Origin of the sequence: Hymenobacter sp. UV11, from assembly GCF_004684095.1 — a bacterium.
GTDB lineage: Bacteria > Bacteroidota > Bacteroidia > Cytophagales > Hymenobacteraceae > Hymenobacter.
This window is the reverse complement of the sequence record NZ_SRII01000003.1, coordinates 560037-576195: the sequence shown is the minus strand read 5'-3', so window position 1 is coordinate 576195 and position 16159 is coordinate 560037. Positions and strand designations below refer to the sequence as shown.

The following is a 16159-nucleotide window of genomic DNA, read 5'->3' as shown; positions in this document are numbered from 1 at the left end:
TACTACCGCTACCACGGCCACGGCGACCAGCGCGCCCAGGCGCAGAGCCAGGAATACCCAGGCGGGTAGCTCGGGGCCTTTTGAATTTCGGAACATAAGTTGATGTGATAAAACAATCTACGGATGTAACACCAACACTGGCGCAAGTTTAGGTGAAGCTGTAACTCGTATTAGTGGGCTATGCTGTTTGAGAAGCTTCTTTGCGACGGGCACTAGCTGCTATCCACGCTCCCAGGTAAATAAGGTAATTACCGTACACCATGAACAGGCTGCCTGGCCGCTTGGAATGGGTGCCAGTCATCAAATCAACGGTGAGCATACCTATCAACACGGTCATTGCTACGAGTAGCCAGGTAGAAATCTTTTTCTCGAAGAAGCTTTTTTCGCGTGTAACCGCTTCGATTGCGCCTAAATCTTGCCGTTGGGTAAGTTGGGCTTCGAATGCGGCTACCATACCAGAAAAATCACCAACTTTAGTCAGCTTGCTATTCGACCGTATTTTCAAGCGCTCGTTATTTTTCAAGGTTATACGCAGTTCTTCCGCGTCATTGAAACTTTGGTAGCGGTAAGCCTTAATGGTGTCGTAAGGGACTACTAGCAGCTCTTTATCTTGGTCAACCACCTGTATGGCGGTATCCGATAGAAGAACTTTGGCAGATACAATAACCAGCTTTTTATACGCCTGGTATCCTAGCCAACCCCCGCCACCAAGTACCGCAACTATGTAGGCGCCTGCTAACCAAGGTCCGGTTAGCATTCCGGTTGCCAGCCCACCGAAAGCAATTCCGAACAAGACAAACAGGCCAAGTAATGGGATAATTACTAAGCTAGTGCCCCTGGCTGGGTCAAAAAGCTGAAGCTTGAATGCGGTTCGAGGACTGCTCATCACGCAAATATATAGTACTACCCTATCCCCTCCCCAAATAGCGCAAAGTCGTATTTCACCGGGTCATTCGGGTCGAGCAGGCGCAAATTATCCGTCAGCTCCTCAGCGGCTTGCCAGTCTACTTTTTCGCGTTTCAGCAGGCCCAGTAAGCGCGCCTGGCGCTCCACGTGCACGTCGATGGGGCAGATGAGTTCGGCGGGCGAGATACGCGTCCAGAGGCCAAAATCGACGCCGTTGGTGTCACGGCGCACGAGCCAGCGCAGGTACATATTAAGGCGCTTGCAGGCCGAGCCGCGGGCGGGCGTGGCCACGTGCTTGCGGGTGCGGGCCGGCGCGTCGGGTAAGCTAAAAAACAGGTCGTGGAAGTTGATGAGCCGCTCGCGCATGGTGGCGCCGTGCAGGAAAGCATCTTCCAGCGACGCGTGCTCGCCGTAGAACCAGCGTAGCCAGTGCACGAAATACAGCAGGTCGGTGTCGCAGAACGTGCGGTGGCAGAAGCCGAGCAGCTTCTTCAGGTCGTCGTCCTGGTGCTGGGTGATGAACTGGTAGGGCGCATCGTCCATGCGCTGCATAAGCTCACTGGTTTTTTTGAGGATAGTGGGGCGCTGGCCCCAGGCCAGCAGCGCGGCAAAGAGGCCGCTGATTTCGATATCCTGCCGCTGCCGGAAGCGGTGCGGAATGCTCACCGGGTCTTTGGTGAGGAAGGCGGGCTGGTTGTGGCGGTCGGCGCGCTCGTCGAGAAGGACGCGCAATTCGGCAAGGTTCAGCTTAGGCATTGGTTGGTAAGAGATATAAAAAGAACGTCATGCTGAGCTTGCCGAAGCATCTCTACCACGCCGTCAGAAGTATTATTCCAACGGCGCGAGCGAGATGCTTCGGCAAGCTCAGCATGACGTTCTTTTTGTTTGAGGGCCAGAATACTTCGGCCCTACGGCACGTAGCTCGTCTCAACCCGAAACTTACTGTCATTGGTGCCAAGCTTCTGCACGGCGCGGGGCGAGAGGCGCACCAGAATGTTATCATTCTCGCCGGTATCGGGCAATACGCCAATCACACGCACGTATACCGACTGGCCATTCATCTGGTTTTTAACCTGCATGATGGTGCCGATGGGGGCCGTTTTGTGCAGCGCCAGGTACTTGTCGGTGCCGCTGCTGGCAATGGGCGCGGCAATGCCCACATCTGTCTTGCGGCCCGACAGCTCACTGGCGCGGGTGGGCGATTTAGTTTCGGCTACCTCTTCGCGGCGCTCGGCGGGGGTAGCAGCCGTAACGGTGGCAATCTGGGCCTCCTTGGCGGGGTTGATTTTGGAGGTGGCCGGCTCGGGCGCGGTGGGGCGCAACGCGGTGGTGGGCTCGGGCGCAGTAGTGGGAGTAACCGCCATGGGCGGCGCACCCGCCTCAGCGCTACGCAGCTGCAGTTGCTGGCCCACGCGCACCGCGCCGCCAGCGGGCAGGCGGTTGAGCAAGATTAGCTCGGCGGGCGACAGGCTAAAGCGCCGGGCAATGCCGAAGAGCGTTTCGCCCTTGGCCACGGTGTAGCTCTCGGGCACGTTGGCCGTGGCGGCGGGGGTAGGGGCCGCCGAAATGCGGGCGGCAGTGGCCGGCGCTGTTTTGCCACCGCTGGGCCGCGGAATGAGCACGATTTCGCCAATGCCCAGGCCGGCTTTCAGCTGCGGATTGGCAGCCGTAATCTGGTCGACCGACACGTGGTAGCGGCGGCTGAGGGCAAACATGGTTTCACCCTGCGCTACGCGGTGGCGCACGAAGCGCTGGCCGCCGCGCATTTCCTGGCCAATAGAATCGGTGGGTAAGCGGTGGGTGGGCAGCTGCGCGGCCACCGGACCATGCAGCGAATTCAAAATCAATAACGAAGCAAGCAGACTCATGCGTAAAAGCGAAGCTAAAGGTGTACCAAAACCCACCACCGGCGGGCCCCGGCGCCAGGCCAGCGGTAGGCAAAGTAACTACGTAGCGGCCGGGCGGCCCTAGTTTCGGGCCAACGACAGGTCCCGAACCCCTGGTTTTGGGCCCCTACTCCGTGCTTCTTGTTCCTTGCTCCTTGTTCCTTATCACATGTCTGCCCTCGGTATTATCCCAGCCCGCTACGCCTCTACCCGCCTACCCGGCAAGCCACTGGTAGACCTGGGCGGCCAAACCATGATTCAGCGCGTAGTGGCGCAGGCCCGGCTGGCGGGCCTGGCCCGCGTGGTGGTGGCCACCGACGATGCGCGCATCCTGGACCACGTGCGCGGCTTTGGGGGCGAGGCCGTGCTCACGCGCCCCGACCACCCCAGTGGCACCGACCGTGCCTGGGAGGCCTTTGAGCTGTTGGGCAGCCCGGCCGAGGTCAGCTGCATTGTAAATATTCAGGGCGATGAGCCGTTTATTCAGCCGGCCCAGATTGATGCGCTGGTAGGATTATTTGCCCAGGCCCAGCCGCCGGCCATTGCCACGCTCATCAAGCCCGTGCTCACGGAGGAGGAGCTGTTCAGCCCGCACCTGCCCAAAGTCGTGACCGACTATCACGGCCACGCGCTCTACTTCAGCCGCCACCCCCTACCCTACCAGCGCCAGTACGCGCCCGCCGAGTGGCTGCAGCACCACCGCTACTACCGCCACCTGGGCCTGTATGCCTACCAGCCCGGCGTGCTGCGCCAGCTCACGCGCCTCCCCCCCTCGCCGCTGGAGCTGGCCGAAAGCCTAGAGCAGCTACGCTGGCTGGAAGCCGGCTTCACGATTCAAACCGCCATCACGGAGCTGGACGCCTTCGGCATTGACACGCCCGAAGACGTAGCGCGGGCGCGGGCGAGACTGGGGGTAGGGAAGTAAAACGCCCGTCATCCTGAGCTTGCGAAGGACCTTATCACTATCGCGCAAGTTGCCAAAAATCTGCGCGACGGTGATAAGGTCCTTCGCAAGCTCAGGATGACGGGCATCTTGATGGCCTAAAATGGCGCTTACGGCTGCTGCACCCCAAACCGGATGCGCAGCGTGCAGCCCGAGCGCACAGCTTTGCCGCCTGCGCGGCCAGGATTCCACCAAGGCATAAGACGCACCAGGCGCAGGGCCTCCTCGTCGAAGCCATTGCCGCAGCCTTTTAGCACTTGCGCGTCCAGGATGCGGCCGGTTTCATCGACCACAAAGCTCACGTAAACAGCTCCGGCCAGGCCCTCCTGCTGGGCTTTTTCGGGGTAGTGGGCATTCTGGCGCAGGTAGGTAGTGTAGGCAGCATCGCCGCCGGGGAAAGACGCTAGCTCTTCGGCATACACGACCCCGTTGCTGCCGGCGCCCACGGCCGGCTCCACGTCGGAGGGCGGCGCTACCCCCACCGCGTACAGCGTAATGGCCACACCGCTACGGGCCTGCACCGACAACGCCTGCGCCTGGTACCCGGCGCAGGTAAATACCAACACTGGGTTGATAGCTTCCACGGCTACCAGAAAATTACCCGCCGAGTTGGTAGTAGTCACGGTAGAAGTGCCCCTGACGGCCACCACCACGCTCGGCAGGGGTAGGCCCTTATCGTTGAGGACGCTACCCGTAATAGTAACGGCGGCTGGGTGCTCCAGCACGGGCGGCCAGCCGGGGGCGCACCACGCAGCTGGGCTTCCGCAGAGGAGCATAGCGGCCTGCACCACAAACAGCAGAACAAAAGAAGGTAATTTTTGCACCATAACAAGAAAGCAAACAAGGTGGGAATCCGTTGGCAAGTTTACGAAACTGCACGCTAAATCCTACCCCATTTTTAACCTAACTCGCTATTAATCTGAATTTGACAAGCAAAAACTTTATTGTGGCTTCGTTTCACCTTATTTCTTTCGCAGGAGAATAATTTTTATAACTATTCTCCTGCGAAACTAAGATTCAGATGACTTGCGGGCCCTGTCAACGGACTGCTGCTCGTTGCCGCTTTCGCGGCGCTCCTGCTGCATTTCTTTAGAGAGAAAGAAATTCAGGGCCGTCCGAATCACGGCAATGGCCCCGAGCTTGCCAATCTGCTCCCAGCTCGGCGCGATGGCCGTGGAGAGAATGTCGGCCCCGAGCTGAAACTCCAGCGCCAGGGCCAGGTAGCGGGCCAGCGTGAGCCGGATGGCCGTGAAATCGGCCGTGCGCCGGGCCAGCAGCGCCCGCACCAGTAGCCCACCCGCCGCCAAGATACCCAGCGAGATAATGAGCGCACCCACCACTTCTACCCCCAGCTTCAGCCACTGCACGCCAGCTACTACCCCCTCCTCCGTGCGCGAAAAAATAGTAGTGGGCAGTTCAGGAATTGGAAGCATAACTCAAATTACGGTGGTAAAATGCAGCAGCAGGTAGGCTAAGCCGCGCTGCACTGCCAGTGGCACCGGGCACCGTGAGGGTGGACAACATAGCCCGCAACACTTCGCGCTGCCAGCCTAAGCGCGGGTGGCCGAGGGGTGCTTTTCACCTGTATCTTTCCCGCTCACTAGCAAGCAAAACAAGGGTTGAATTTTCTGCAATTTATTGAATTAATCAGGCACAGCGCCTCAGCCGAGGAAGTAGCGGCTAGCCACGCCTCGGGTATAAATACCGAGAATATAGGCGTATACATGGAGCACAAAGTCAGCTTGACCAGCGAGTTAGCTTTCTTCGATTTGGAGTGCGTACCGCCAACCATCTTCCTTACAGTCAGTGAGAAGCCATACGAAGCCTTCTTCTCGGCGTCTGAATTAGCAGACCTTATACCTGAGTACGCCGATTTCTTGGGCACGGCGGCCACCCCACTAACCATTGCGGAAGCCATCCTGGATTACCACGAATACGACGCCTAGTTAGCCCACCGGTGCCAGGCCCAGCACCGCGCCGCGCCTGAGCAGCAGCGCGTAGGCGGACGCCCACTCGTTGGGAACTTCGCCCTCCAGGATGGCTTCCAGCACGGCTTCTTTCAGCTCGCCGACCTGGCGTGAGGGCTTCAGGCCAAACGTTTCCATGATGACCTCGCCGGTGATGACGGGCTTGAAATTGCGCAGGTGGTCTTTGGCCTCGATTTCGCGCAGTTTTTCTTCTACCGTATCGAAGTTTTGGAGGTAGCGGGCTTTGCGCTGGTGGTCTTTGCTGGTAATGTCGGCCCGGCACAGCAGCATGAGGCGGTCGATATCGTCGCCAGCCTCAAAAAGCAAACGCCTTACGGCTGAATCGGTTACAATATCCTTACTCAGCACAATGGGCCGCAGGTGCAGGCGCACCAGCTTCTGCACCATGCGCATTTCTTCGCCCAACGGCAGCTTGAGCGCCGTGAAAATACCCGGCACCCAGCGCGCGCCTTTGTCCTCGTGGCCGTGGAAAGTCCAGCCTACTTTGGAATCGTAGCGCTTGGTGGCGGGCTTGGCAATGTCGTGCAGAATAGCGGCCCAGCGCAGCCACAGGTCGCCGCCGGCGGCGGCCACGTTGTCGAGCACTTGCAGGGTGTGGTAAAAATTGTCCTTGTGGGCATGCTGGCCCACTTTTTCTACCCCGTGCAGCTCGGCCATCTTGGGAAAGATGAGCTGCAACAGGCCCGTTTGAAACAGCAGCTTGAAGCCGTAGCTCGGCAGCGGCGACTCGATTATCTTATTGATTTCGATGGTGATGCGCTCCTGCGACACGATGCTAATCCGCTCCTTATTGCGGGCGATGGCGTCGTAAGTATCGGGCTCAATATCGAAGTTGAGCTGGCTGGCAAACCGGATGGCGCGCAGCATCCGCAGCGGGTCGTCGCTGAAGGTAATATCGGGCCCCAGTGGCGTGCGGATGGTCTTGGCGGCCAGGTCCTTCATGCCCTCGTAGCGGTCCACGAGCGCGCCAAAGTCGTCGGCGTTCAGGCTCAGGCCCAAGGCATTGATAGTAAAGTCGCGGCGGGCCAGGTCGTCGTCCAGCGTGCCGGCTTCTACTTCGGGCTTGCGGCTTTCGGCGCGGTAGCTTTCCTTGCGGGCGCCCACAAACTCAATTTCGCCGGCCTCCTCGGTGGGCAGCATGGCGGTGCCAAAGTTCTTGAACACCGTGACGCGGCCCCTACCCGGCAGCCGCCGGCCCACGGCCTCCGCCAGCCGGATGCCGTCGCCCACCGTCACCACGTCAATATCCTTGCTGGCCCGTTGCAGCGCCAGGTCGCGCACGTAGCCGCCGATGACGTAGGCCGGCTGGCCCAGCTCCTGGGCGGCGTCGGCAATGGTGCGAAAGATGGGTAGGTCGGGTAGCGTGGGCGTGGTCATGGGCAACTGGTAATAGCGCGTTTTTTGTAACTCGCGCCCCCAAGCGAATGCCTCTCGGCGCGGGGGCGCGAACCACAAAGTTCGCGCTACTTGACGCTACTGGCGTTCGCGCACCAACTGAGCGGCCTCGTACTTGATAGTGGCTTACCAAAAAGTACGCAGATTCTCAGCGCCCGCCCGGTTAGCTGCAACCAGCGCTACTCCCCGCAATACCTTGTGGTGCTGGCCGCGCGCTCCCACCCACCGGCCGGCCTGCTCCCATGCGTAGTGCTCCTTTATGCTGGCTGCTTGGGCTAGCTAGCTTCGTCGCGGGCTGCCGCACGGCGCCGCCCACCGCCGCTCTCGCGGCGCCTACCCCCCCTCGGCAGTTCAATGTGCGCAGCTTCGGGGCGGTGGGCGATGGCCGCACCGACGACGCGCCGGCCTTGCAACGCGCCCTCGATACCTGCGCCGCGGCCGGCGGTGGCCGGGTGCTGGTGCCGGCCGGCGGCACGTTCGTGGCCGGGCCCTTTGCGCTGCGCTCGCACGTGGAGCTGTGCGTGGAGAGCGGGGCCATCCTGCGGGCGAGCCCTGACCTGAGCCGTTACACCCAATCGGCCTTTGCCGCCGACAACTACGGCGAGGGCAGCCGCTGGATAAGCGCCTACAACCTAGAGCAGGTGACGCTGTGCGGCGGCGGCACCATCGACGGCAATTCCCAGGCCTTTCTGGGCCCCGAAAGCGGCGATGCCCTCACCGTGAAGCGCGGGCCCAACGGCGAAGACATGCGCCCGCACGTGCTCACGCTGGTGGGGGTTAAAGGACTGCGCATCCGTGACTTAGCCATCGGCAACGCGGCCTACTGGAATATTCACCTGGCGGGCTGCGACGACGTGGCCATTTCCGACCTCACGGTGCGCAACGACCAGCGCGTGCCCAACAGCGACGGCATCGACGTGGACCACAGCCGCCGCGTGCGCATCACCAACTGCCACATCGAGTCGGGCGACGATGCCATTTGCCTCAAAAACCGCCGCGAGTTTGCTAGCCTTGGGCCGTGCGAGGATATCACCGTGAGCAACTGCACGCTCAGCTCACGCTCGTGCGCCTTCAAAATAGGGTCCGAAAACGTAGACCATATTGGCCGGGTGGTGGTGGATAATTGCGTGGTGAGCGGCAGCAACCGGGGCCTGGGCATCCAGAACCGCGACGAGGGAACGGTATCCAACGTACTGTTTTCCAACATTATCGTTGAGTCGCACTACGTTTCAGGTACCTGGTGGGGTAAGGCCGAGCCGATTTACGTCACTTCCTTTCGCCGGCCCGACCACGGGGCCAGCCGGCGCTACGCTCCCGGCCAAACCGAGGGCCGCGCCGGGGCCGTGCACGACATTTATTTCAGCAATGTGAAGTGCCGCAGCGAAAACGGCATCTACGTGAGTGGCGAAACGGCCGGCCTGGTCAGCCATATTTTCTTCGACCAAGTTGACGTGCTACTCACCAAAACCACCGACCTGCCCGGCGGTGTGTACGACCAGCGCCCCGCACCCGGCCCCGGCTTGGTACCGGGCAACACGTCAGCCTTTTACCTCGACCGCACTAATAACAGTACGGTGCGCAACTGCTCAGTACGCTGGGGCCCGAGCCCGCCCGCGTACTTCGCCCACGCCTTGGAAAGCCACGGCGCAACGGGCCTGCGCCTGAGCGGCCTAACGGGCGAGTCAGCCTTCCCGGCACGGCTGCCGGCCGTGCGCGAGTACGCGGCTGGCAAATGAATTTCCTACCCCCCTTCATCGTACTATGCTTCGTTTACTGACCTACGGGCTGGCTCTGGCAATGCTGCTGGTGGCCCGCGCTACCACCGCACAGCCACGCCGGCTGCGGGCGCTGGCCTCGCCGGTACTGCTGCGCGGCGATGTCAAAACCGCCTACCGCGACCCGGCCGTGCTCTACGAAAAGGGCACATTTTACCTCTACTATACGCTGGTCGAAACGGAGGCTGACGGCGGGGTATTTTCTTACGTCGCCGTCAGCACGAGCCGCGACCTGACGCACTGGACGCCGCCGCAAAAAATTACGGTGCGGGACCAGAATCTTGATTTTTCGAGCCCTGGTAATATCATTCGGGTTAAAAATGAGTGGGTATTGTGCCTCCAGACCTACCCCCGCCCCCACTACACCGCCGACCAAATGCCACGCTTCGGCACCGGCGACGCCCGCCTGTTCCTCCTGCGCAGCCCCGACCTGCGGCACTGGTCGGCCCCCGAACTGCTGCGCGTGAAAGGCCCCAATGTGGACGAAAAAAGCCTGGGCCGCATGATTGACCCCTACCTGCTGCCCGACCCGCAGCAACCGGGTCGGTACTCCATCTTCTACAAGCAAAATGGCGTGAGCCGCTCTACCTCTACCGACCTGGTTATCTGGACATTTGCCGGCTCGGCCGAGGCTGGGGAGAATGTCTGCGTCCTACCCCAGCCCGACGGCTACTACCTGTTCAACTCGCCCCACAACGGCATTAATATCAAGAAATCAACGGACTTGCAGCACTGGGCCGATTGGGCCCCGCTCATTACCCTGGGCCAGGGCCAGCCCGGTTGGGAATGGGCGCAAGGCCGCCTCACCGCCGGCGCCGCCCTCGACCTGCGCCACGTGCCGGGCATCCGGCGCTACCTGCTGTTCTTCCACGGCTCGGGCCCGCTCACCGAGGAGCAGGGCGACTTCGACAAGAATGCCTCCATCGGCCTGGCCTGGAGCACCGACCTGCGGACCTGGCACTGGCCCCAGGAGGCTGCGCAGTAGGTTAGTCGCGCACTACTTCGAGCGCGCCGTTGGCCCCCAGGCGCACGATGCGCGAGGGCGCGGTGCGCGTCTGGTCGTCCTGCCGCCAGCTCACCACGTGGTCAACTCCGCGCACGATGGCCGGGTCTACTTCGGCGTACACGGCGGGGGTAGGCTGCCCGGTTTTATTGGCCGAGGTACTCACCAGGCCGTGGCCCAGGCGGCGCACTACTTTGTGGCAAAACTCGTCCTGCACCACGCGCAGGCCCACGGTGCCATCGGGGCCCACTAAGCCAGGCGCTACAATGCGGCTGGCGGGCAGCAGGTAGGTAGTGGGGCGCGTTTGCGCGGCAAGTGCCGCCTCCAGTTCGTCGGGCACCTGCGCCACGTAGCGGCGCAGCATGGCCAGGTCAGCCACCAACACGATGCTGGGCGTGCCTTCAGGCCGGCCTTTTAGCTGGTATAGTTTTTCAACGGCGCGGGGCACTTCGGCATCGCAGCCCAGGCCCCAAACCGTATCGGTGGGGTAGAGAATGACCTGCTGCGTGAGCAGGATATCAACGGCGGCATCTACTTCCTGGCGAAAAAAATTCATCGCAGATTTAACGGATTTAACGGATTGCTCAGATACGCCCGCTACGCGGGCTGCCTGCTTTAGGAGCATGGGCATACGCAGGGCATCGGCAGTAGTAACGTAACTAGGCGCCGCAGGATAGTCAGGGCCGTAGGCCCGTATCTGCGGAATCCGTTGAATCCGTTAAATCTGCGGTCTGGCACAGCTCTACTAGCACGCCCCCGGCGCTTTTGGGGTGCACAAAGCATACCAGCTTATTATCGGCGCCGCGTTTGGGGGTTTCAGTTAATAATACAAAGCCTTCGGCGCGCAGCCGGGCCATCTCTGCCTCAATATCATCCACTTCAAACGCGACGTGGTGGATTCCCTCAGGCTTCTTCTCCAGAAACTTGGTGATGGCGCTTTCGGGGCCGGTGCCAGCCAGCAGCTCAATCTTGGAGCCGCCGATTTGAAAGAAAACCGTGTCTACGGCTTCGCTGGCCACGTGTTCCGATTTATAGGGCGGCTGGCCCAGCAGGCGCGTGTAGAGGTCGGTGGCGGCAGCTAAGTCGCGCACAGCCAGGCCTAAGTGTTCGAGGTTGGTAAGCATAGGGGTAGGAAGCTGACTCGGCCAGCGGCACAAAGCTACCGGCCGCGATTTAGAGCGAATCAGGTCGCGCAGCTTTTTAGACAGATTCCAGCTATTTTTGTGGATTCGAAAAAACTGTTTAGGCCAAAATTCTGTTTCGTAGGCAGTCAACGACTAACTTTAAGACCTTAACTAGCAACATCCAGCCCAGCGCCATGCTTAAGCTACCTATCTACTTGGACAACAACGCCACTACGCCGCTCGACCCGCGCGTGCTGGAGGCCATGATGCCCTACCTGACCGACGTATTCGGCAACGCCGCCTCGCGCAACCACCCTTTCGGTTGGGCTGCTGAGGAAGGCGTGGACTATGCCCGCGAGCAAATCGCGCAGCTCATCAATTGCGACCCCAAGGAGATTATTTTCACCAGCGGCGCTACCGAAGGTGACAACCTGGGTATCAAGGGGATATTCGAGATGTATAGCCAGCGTGGCAACCACATCATCACGACCACTACCGAGCATAAAGCGGTGCTCGATACCTGCAAGCACATCGAAAAACTCGGCGGCAAGGTGACTTACTTGCCGGTAAACGACAAGGGGTTGATTAGCCTCGACGAGTTGGAAGCCGCCATGACGCCCCAGACCATTCTGGTGACCATCATGTACGGCAACAACGAGACGGGCACCATTCAGCCTATCCGCGAAATTGCCGCCATTGCTCACAAGCACGGCGCGCTGTTCATGAGCGACGGCACCCAGGCCGTAGGCAAGATTCCGGTCGACGTACTCGCCGATGGCATTGACCTGATGGCATTTACCGCCCACAAGATGTACGGCCCCAAGGGGGTAGGCGCCCTGTATGTGCGGCGCAAAAACCCGCGCGTAAAAGTGACCGCCCAAATGGACGGCGGCGGCCACGAGCGCGGCATGCGCTCGGGCACGCTCAACGTACCCGGTATCGTGGGCTTCGGCAAGGCCTGCGAATTGGCCCGCCTCGAAATGGCTGCCGATACCGAGCGCCTGAGCAAAATGCGCGACCACCTGGAGCAGTCGCTGCTGCCCCTGGAAGAGAGCTACGTGAATGGCTCGGTAGAGCACCGCCTACCCCACGTCACCAACATTAGCTTCAAATATGTGGAGGGCGAAGGCCTGATGATGGGCGTGAAGGACCTGGCCGTATCGAGTGGTTCGGCCTGCACCAGCGCTTCGCTGGAGCCTAGCTACGTACTCAAGGCCCTGGGCCTGAGCGACGACCTGGCCCACAGCAGCCTGCGCTTCGGCCTGAGCCGCTTCACTACCCAGGAACAAATCGACTACGCCATCAACCACGTAAAAGAAGCCGTAACCAAGCTCCGCGAAATGTCGCCGCTCTGGGAAATGCACAAAGAAGGCGTGGACCTCAGCACCATTGAGTGGGCTGAACACTGATTTTTAGTTATGAGTTAAAAGTTGTGAGTTGGTTCATTGCCACTTACTTAACTCGCACTTTTTCAACTCATATCTCATAACTTTTAACTCATAACTCCAAAGAAATGGCTTACTCCGATAAGGTAATCGACCACTACAGCAACCCCCGCAACGTGGGCACGCTGGACAAAAACAAGAAAACGGTAGGCACTGGCCTCGTTGGCGCTCCTGAGTGCGGCGACGTAATGCGCCTCCAGATTGAGGTGGACGAAGCCACCAATACCATCACCGATGCCAAGTTCAAGACCTTCGGCTGCGGCTCGGCCATCGCTTCATCGTCGCTGGCGACGGAGTGGCTGAAAGGCAAAACCGTGGACGAGGCCCTGGCCATCGATAACATGGAGATTGTGGAAGAGCTGGCCCTGCCGCCCGTAAAAATCCACTGTTCGGTACTGGCCGAAGATGCTATTAAAATGGCTATCAACGACTACCGCGTGAAGAACGGCATGCCGGCCCTGGAGCTGGAAAAGTCGCACCACTAGGTTGACCAACCTTTTGTAAAAGACGACCCTTGAAAAAGGGTCGTCTTTTTTTGTTATTTAGAATCCTTCTTAGCGGTATCTTTGTTATACTACTACCGCTGGCTTTTGAAGCCCAGCCGCCCTTATTCTTTCCTAGCACCTTAGCTACCTACTTATATGATAACCGTTTCGGATAAAGCCAAGGAGAAAGTTGAGCACCTGATGCACGACTCGCAACTCGATTCAACCTACCGCCTGCGCGCCTCAGTGGCCGGCGGCGGCTGCTCGGGCCTGAGCTACAAGCTGGACTTCGATAACGAAACCCGGCCCATGGACCAGGAATTTGAAGACAAAGGCGTGCGCGTAGTAGTCGATATGAAGAGCTTTCTCTACCTGGCCGGCACCGAGCTCGACTTCTCGGATGGCCTGAACGGCAAGGGCTTCCAGTTTCACAATCCCAATGCCTCGCGCTCCTGCGGTTGCGGCGAGAGCTTCTCAGTTTAAGGCGGGGTAGGCAGCTATTCTCAGCCAGTAAAGGCCCGGTGCAGCTTGCATCGGGCCTTTACTTTTTTATTTCCCTACCCCCCTATTCTTTGCTGAATCGCAAGGGTTGCGCGCCCTCACTTAGTTGCAGCAGATAAGTGCCGGCGGGTAAGCTGGCTACGCTCACTTCGCCCGAGAGGGGTAGGGCTACGGTTTGCAGCACGCGGCCCGCGAGGTCGAGCACGCGCACCTGGGTGCCTGCCGGGGCGGGCACTACCAAGCGGTCGCGCGCCGGGTTGGGATAGAGCACGGCGCTACTGGTAGCAGTCAGCACCACCAGGGGGCTATACGTGGTGCGGCCGTCGATATCTACTTGGGCTAGGCGATAATAGAGCACGGCATTTGGGGCAGCGGCGTCGAGCGCAGTGTACTGGCGCGCCAGCGCGGTAGTGCCTTGGCCGCCCACGGTAGCCACCGCCGTAAATACCTGTCCGTCCAGGCTGCGCTGCACCTCGAAATGTGCATTACGCAGCTCAGAGGCAGTGGCCCAGCTCAGGCGCACGTTGGCGGCCTGGCGCCGGGCGGCGAAGCTGGTGAGTATTACGGGTAATGGGTTAATGGCCGCATCAGCGCTGGTGCTGGCCAGGGAGAAGGTACTAAACGACGTGAATGTGCCCGAAGTGATAGTGCCGCTGGCGTAGCCGCCTGCGGGGGCGGCAGTCGTCACGCTCACAGCCGATTTACCAATATTTTGCCAGCCGCTGCCGCTGTTTTTACCAATGACGAAGCTGGCATCGTTGGGCGCATTCACCTGGTCGGTAAGCTCATAGGGCAGTAGCACGTTACCGCTGAAATTATTGGCCGCTGGCGTGGGCGTGATGGTATAGGACCAAGCCCGCGATACGCGCGTGAGCTGGGGTAGGCCAGTCGTGCTGGTGGGCAAGTTGTTGTAGTCGGGGGCAGGCCCCTGCGCAAGCGCTACCAGGTAAGTCGTAGCATCCTGCGCAGTGGCATTGAGCACTACCGGCCGATAAACGCCACCGCTACCGAGCGGAAACACCAAGCCGCTGAGCGCCCCAGCGGCCGTTTGGCGGGCCAGCGGGCCGTTGACGTAGCTGGCACTGCTACCCCCGGCAATTGAGGCAGTTGTACCCAGCGTCAGCAGGTTTGTGGCGGTAGTAGTGAGCGGCCCACTAGTGAGCGTAAACATCCCATTTTGCAGTAAGGGCGTAGCTAAGACAACACCAGACGGATTATTCAGCATCATACCAACTCCAGGCTCGAACGTAACGTTGCCACTAATAATCTGTGATTTGCTACCCGAAAATAGCACTTGGCTAGGAGACCCGGCGCTACCGTTCTTAAACTGCAAAGTGCCCTGCGCCCGTACATCACCCAGAAACCGTGCTTCATTGGTTGTGTTCAGGGTAGCGATGAGCACCGCACCAGGGCCAATTATCAAATTCCCCTGCACTATAAGTGAGTTTACCGAGCCCGGATAGCTTGTGGATGCCTGCCCCAAGCGATTGCGAAAAATAAGCGTCCCGTAAGTACGCCCGGCAAGTGACAGCGAGTAAGAGGCAGTACCGTTAGTTGGCAAGCGAAAATCAAAAATCCCCAACTCGGTACCAGCTACCGCACTCAGGTTTTCTACCACGGCGGCGTGTCCTCGCACGGTAGCCTGGCGATAGCTGCCACCGTTGTAGATAAAAGCAGTAGCCCCTGTGCCTAACACATCAATACCCGAGCCCGAACTGGCACCGCTGGCATTGGTTACTACCCCTTTATTATAAATGGCCAGGGCCACTACTCCGCTTCCGCTGTTACTCAGCGTAAGGGCCGTTGCCAAAGTATTACTAGCTGGCACCAACGCAAATATGGAATCGCCCACACCGGGATTAATGGTTAGGGACTTGATGCTCACAGCCACGTTTTGGTCAAGGCTGACGGTGAAGCTGCCGGCCACATAGCGGTGGTCGAGCACTACCTCATCGGTGGTGGCGGGCAGGGCGCCGGTGCTCCAGTTGGTCGGCTCAAACCAACTGGTATTGCCCGCCGTGCCAGTCCAGTGTACCAATGCCGGCGTTACGCTGAAAGTCGCTGCGGGGGAGGGCACCGCGCTTGGGTTTGTGACTACCACCGGATAGCTGCCGTCCAAGGCGACCGCCGCTGCGGGCACCACGGCGACCAGAGAAGTACTTGATTTGTAAGTAGTCATCAAATTCTGGCTATTGAAGCTCACTACCGAGCCCGGCTTGAAATTGCTACCCGTCACGGCCAGCGAAAAATCGGCCGAGCCGGCTTCTATCGTAGCTGGACTAATCCCATTGATGAGCGGGTCTACGGTATTGACGGCCTGCACCTGAAAATTATCTACGCGGGCATTGCCGCCGGTAGAGCCGCTAACCGCCAGCCGGAACTTCAAGCTGGTTGGAGCGTTCAGCATCGTCAGCCCCGACAAATCGACAGCTGCTTCGTTGAAACCCGGATTACCCGGCACGGCTGTATTGGCCGTGGTAATGAACGCGCCCCCATTCAAGCTGTATTGAAGGGTGAGCGTTGTGGGGCCCGTGGACGTGCGAAAGCTCTGAAAGTACAGCTTAAAAGCCGAGTAGCTGGCAAGCGAGGGCCCATCCAGGGTAACCTGGAAGTAGTCGGTGCTGGCCGCACTTAGGGCAGTCATTGTCAAGGCATTTCCCGCAGTGGCAGGTACGTATGCCCCCGCACCGGTAGCGGTACCTCCACTG

16 protein-coding genes are annotated in these 16159 nt (G+C 59.8%); 7 read left to right on the top strand and 9 right to left on the bottom strand.

Annotated elements, in window-relative coordinates:
• Positions 1-178: 178 nt before the first annotated feature.
• From E4631_RS07410 to E4631_RS07400, 3 genes are all read right to left on the bottom strand, one after another.
• On the bottom strand, positions 179-886 hold the full coding sequence (locus E4631_RS07410) for a hypothetical protein (protein ID WP_135318595.1): 708 nt from the start codon (positions 884-886) through the stop codon (positions 179-181).
• A gap of 17 nt (positions 887-903) precedes the next feature.
• Positions 904-1662: a TIGR02757 family protein gene (locus tag E4631_RS07405; protein ID WP_133658676.1), complete on the bottom strand. Its 759-nt coding sequence runs from the start codon at positions 1660-1662 to the stop codon at positions 904-906.
• A 152-nt stretch (positions 1663-1814) separates the two neighbouring features.
• On the bottom strand, positions 1815-2774 hold the full coding sequence (locus tag E4631_RS07400; RefSeq protein ID WP_133658677.1) for a LysM peptidoglycan-binding domain-containing protein: 960 nt from the start codon (positions 2772-2774) through the stop codon (positions 1815-1817).
• Between the two features lie 187 nt (positions 2775-2961).
• Between E4631_RS07400 and kdsB the strand changes: the two genes are divergently transcribed.
• Positions 2962-3717: a 3-deoxy-manno-octulosonate cytidylyltransferase gene (gene kdsB / locus E4631_RS07395; protein ID WP_133658678.1), complete on the top strand. Its 756-nt coding sequence runs from the start codon at positions 2962-2964 to the stop codon at positions 3715-3717.
• Positions 3718-3845: 128 nt separating this feature from the next.
• On the opposite strand, the gene E4631_RS07390 is transcribed toward kdsB, so the two are convergent.
• Positions 3846-4562 (bottom strand): TonB family protein, encoded by a 717-nt coding sequence (locus tag E4631_RS07390; protein ID WP_133658679.1) that lies wholly within the window; start codon positions 4560-4562, stop codon positions 3846-3848.
• 183 nt (positions 4563-4745) lie between these two features.
• Entirely contained in the window at positions 4746-5168 is a 423-nt protein-coding gene (locus E4631_RS07385) for a DUF1622 domain-containing protein (RefSeq protein WP_133658680.1), read from the bottom strand.
• A gap of 186 nt (positions 5169-5354) precedes the next feature.
• Between E4631_RS07385 and E4631_RS07380 the strand changes: the two genes are divergently transcribed.
• On the top strand, positions 5355-5681 hold the full coding sequence (locus E4631_RS07380) for a hypothetical protein (protein ID WP_133658681.1): 327 nt from the start codon (positions 5355-5357) through the stop codon (positions 5679-5681).
• Here the strand turns inward: E4631_RS07380 and E4631_RS07375 are convergent, their stop codons facing one another.
• Complete coding sequence (locus E4631_RS07375) at positions 5682-7100, bottom strand: CCA tRNA nucleotidyltransferase (RefSeq protein WP_133658682.1); 1419 nt, start codon at positions 7098-7100, stop codon at positions 5682-5684.
• 260 nt (positions 7101-7360) lie between these two features.
• Here E4631_RS07375 and E4631_RS07370 point away from each other — a divergent pair, with 260 nt between their 5' ends.
• The gene (locus E4631_RS07370; protein WP_133658683.1) at positions 7361-8854 is read left to right on the top strand and encodes a glycoside hydrolase family 28 protein; all 1494 of its coding nucleotides are present in this window, start codon (positions 7361-7363) and stop codon (positions 8852-8854) included.
• Between the two features lie 25 nt (positions 8855-8879).
• Positions 8880-9878 (top strand): family 43 glycosylhydrolase, encoded by a 999-nt coding sequence (locus E4631_RS07365; RefSeq protein WP_133658684.1) that lies wholly within the window; start codon positions 8880-8882, stop codon positions 9876-9878.
• 1 nt (position 9879) lies between these two features.
• Here the strand turns inward: E4631_RS07365 and E4631_RS07360 are convergent, their stop codons facing one another.
• Both E4631_RS07360 and mce read right to left on the bottom strand, forming a co-directional pair.
• Positions 9880-10452: an L-threonylcarbamoyladenylate synthase gene (locus tag E4631_RS07360; RefSeq protein ID WP_133658685.1), complete on the bottom strand. Its 573-nt coding sequence runs from the start codon at positions 10450-10452 to the stop codon at positions 9880-9882.
• Positions 10453-10573: 121 nt separating this feature from the next.
• Complete coding sequence (gene mce, locus E4631_RS07355) at positions 10574-11020, bottom strand: methylmalonyl-CoA epimerase (protein ID WP_133658686.1); 447 nt, start codon at positions 11018-11020, stop codon at positions 10574-10576.
• A 194-nt stretch (positions 11021-11214) separates the two neighbouring features.
• Between mce and E4631_RS07350 the strand changes: the two genes are divergently transcribed.
• The 3 genes from E4631_RS07350 to E4631_RS07340 all read left to right on the top strand — a co-directional run bounded on the left by E4631_RS07350 (position 11215) and on the right by E4631_RS07340 (position 13433).
• Positions 11215-12429 carry an IscS subfamily cysteine desulfurase gene (locus tag E4631_RS07350; RefSeq protein ID WP_133658687.1) on the top strand — a complete coding sequence of 405 codons (1215 nt, stop codon included), beginning with the start codon at positions 11215-11217 and terminating at the stop codon, positions 12427-12429.
• Between the two features lie 104 nt (positions 12430-12533).
• Positions 12534-12950 (top strand): Fe-S cluster assembly scaffold IscU, encoded by a 417-nt coding sequence (iscU, locus tag E4631_RS07345; protein ID WP_068335800.1) that lies wholly within the window; start codon positions 12534-12536, stop codon positions 12948-12950.
• A 156-nt stretch (positions 12951-13106) separates the two neighbouring features.
• Entirely contained in the window at positions 13107-13433 is a 327-nt protein-coding gene (locus E4631_RS07340) for an iron-sulfur cluster assembly accessory protein (RefSeq protein WP_133658688.1), read from the top strand.
• 82 nt (positions 13434-13515) lie between these two features.
• On the opposite strand, the gene E4631_RS07335 is transcribed toward E4631_RS07340, so the two are convergent.
• A complete protein-coding gene (locus tag E4631_RS07335) occupies positions 13516-16095 on the bottom strand; it encodes a T9SS type A sorting domain-containing protein (RefSeq protein ID WP_166648166.1) in 2580 nt (859 codons plus the stop codon).
• Positions 16096-16159: the final 64 nt, after the last annotated feature.

What these genes read in the sequence shown, in the direction of transcription:
- E4631_RS07410 (WP_135318595.1), bottom strand. Translation starts at nt 886, where the DNA reads ATGAGCAGTCCTCGAACCGCATTCAAGCTTCAGCTTTTTGACCCAGCC.
- E4631_RS07405 (WP_133658676.1), bottom strand. Translation starts at nt 1,662, where the DNA reads ATGCCTAAGCTGAACCTTGCCGAATTGCGCGTCCTTCTCGACGAGCGC.
- E4631_RS07400 (WP_133658677.1), bottom strand. Translation starts at nt 2,774, where the DNA reads ATGAGTCTGCTTGCTTCGTTATTGATTTTGAATTCGCTGCATGGTCCG.
- kdsB (WP_133658678.1), top strand. Translation starts at nt 2,962, where the DNA reads ATGTCTGCCCTCGGTATTATCCCAGCCCGCTACGCCTCTACCCGCCTA.
- E4631_RS07390 (WP_133658679.1), bottom strand. Translation starts at nt 4,562, where the DNA reads ATGGTGCAAAAATTACCTTCTTTTGTTCTGCTGTTTGTGGTGCAGGCC.
- E4631_RS07385 (WP_133658680.1), bottom strand. Translation starts at nt 5,168, where the DNA reads ATGCTTCCAATTCCTGAACTGCCCACTACTATTTTTTCGCGCACGGAG.
- E4631_RS07375 (WP_133658682.1), bottom strand. Translation starts at nt 7,100, where the DNA reads ATGACCACGCCCACGCTACCCGACCTACCCATCTTTCGCACCATTGCC.
- E4631_RS07370 (WP_133658683.1), top strand. Translation starts at nt 7,361, where the DNA reads ATGCGTAGTGCTCCTTTATGCTGGCTGCTTGGGCTAGCTAGCTTCGTC.
- E4631_RS07365 (WP_133658684.1), top strand. Translation starts at nt 8,880, where the DNA reads ATGCTTCGTTTACTGACCTACGGGCTGGCTCTGGCAATGCTGCTGGTG.
- E4631_RS07360 (WP_133658685.1), bottom strand. Translation starts at nt 10,452, where the DNA reads ATGAATTTTTTTCGCCAGGAAGTAGATGCCGCCGTTGATATCCTGCTC.
- mce (WP_133658686.1), bottom strand. Translation starts at nt 11,020, where the DNA reads ATGCTTACCAACCTCGAACACTTAGGCCTGGCTGTGCGCGACTTAGCT.
- E4631_RS07350 (WP_133658687.1), top strand. Translation starts at nt 11,215, where the DNA reads ATGCTTAAGCTACCTATCTACTTGGACAACAACGCCACTACGCCGCTC.
- iscU (WP_068335800.1), top strand. Translation starts at nt 12,534, where the DNA reads ATGGCTTACTCCGATAAGGTAATCGACCACTACAGCAACCCCCGCAAC.
- E4631_RS07340 (WP_133658688.1), top strand. Translation starts at nt 13,107, where the DNA reads ATGATAACCGTTTCGGATAAAGCCAAGGAGAAAGTTGAGCACCTGATG.
- E4631_RS07335 (WP_166648166.1), bottom strand. Translation starts at nt 16,095, where the DNA reads ATGACTGCCCTAAGTGCGGCCAGCACCGACTACTTCCAGGTTACCCTG.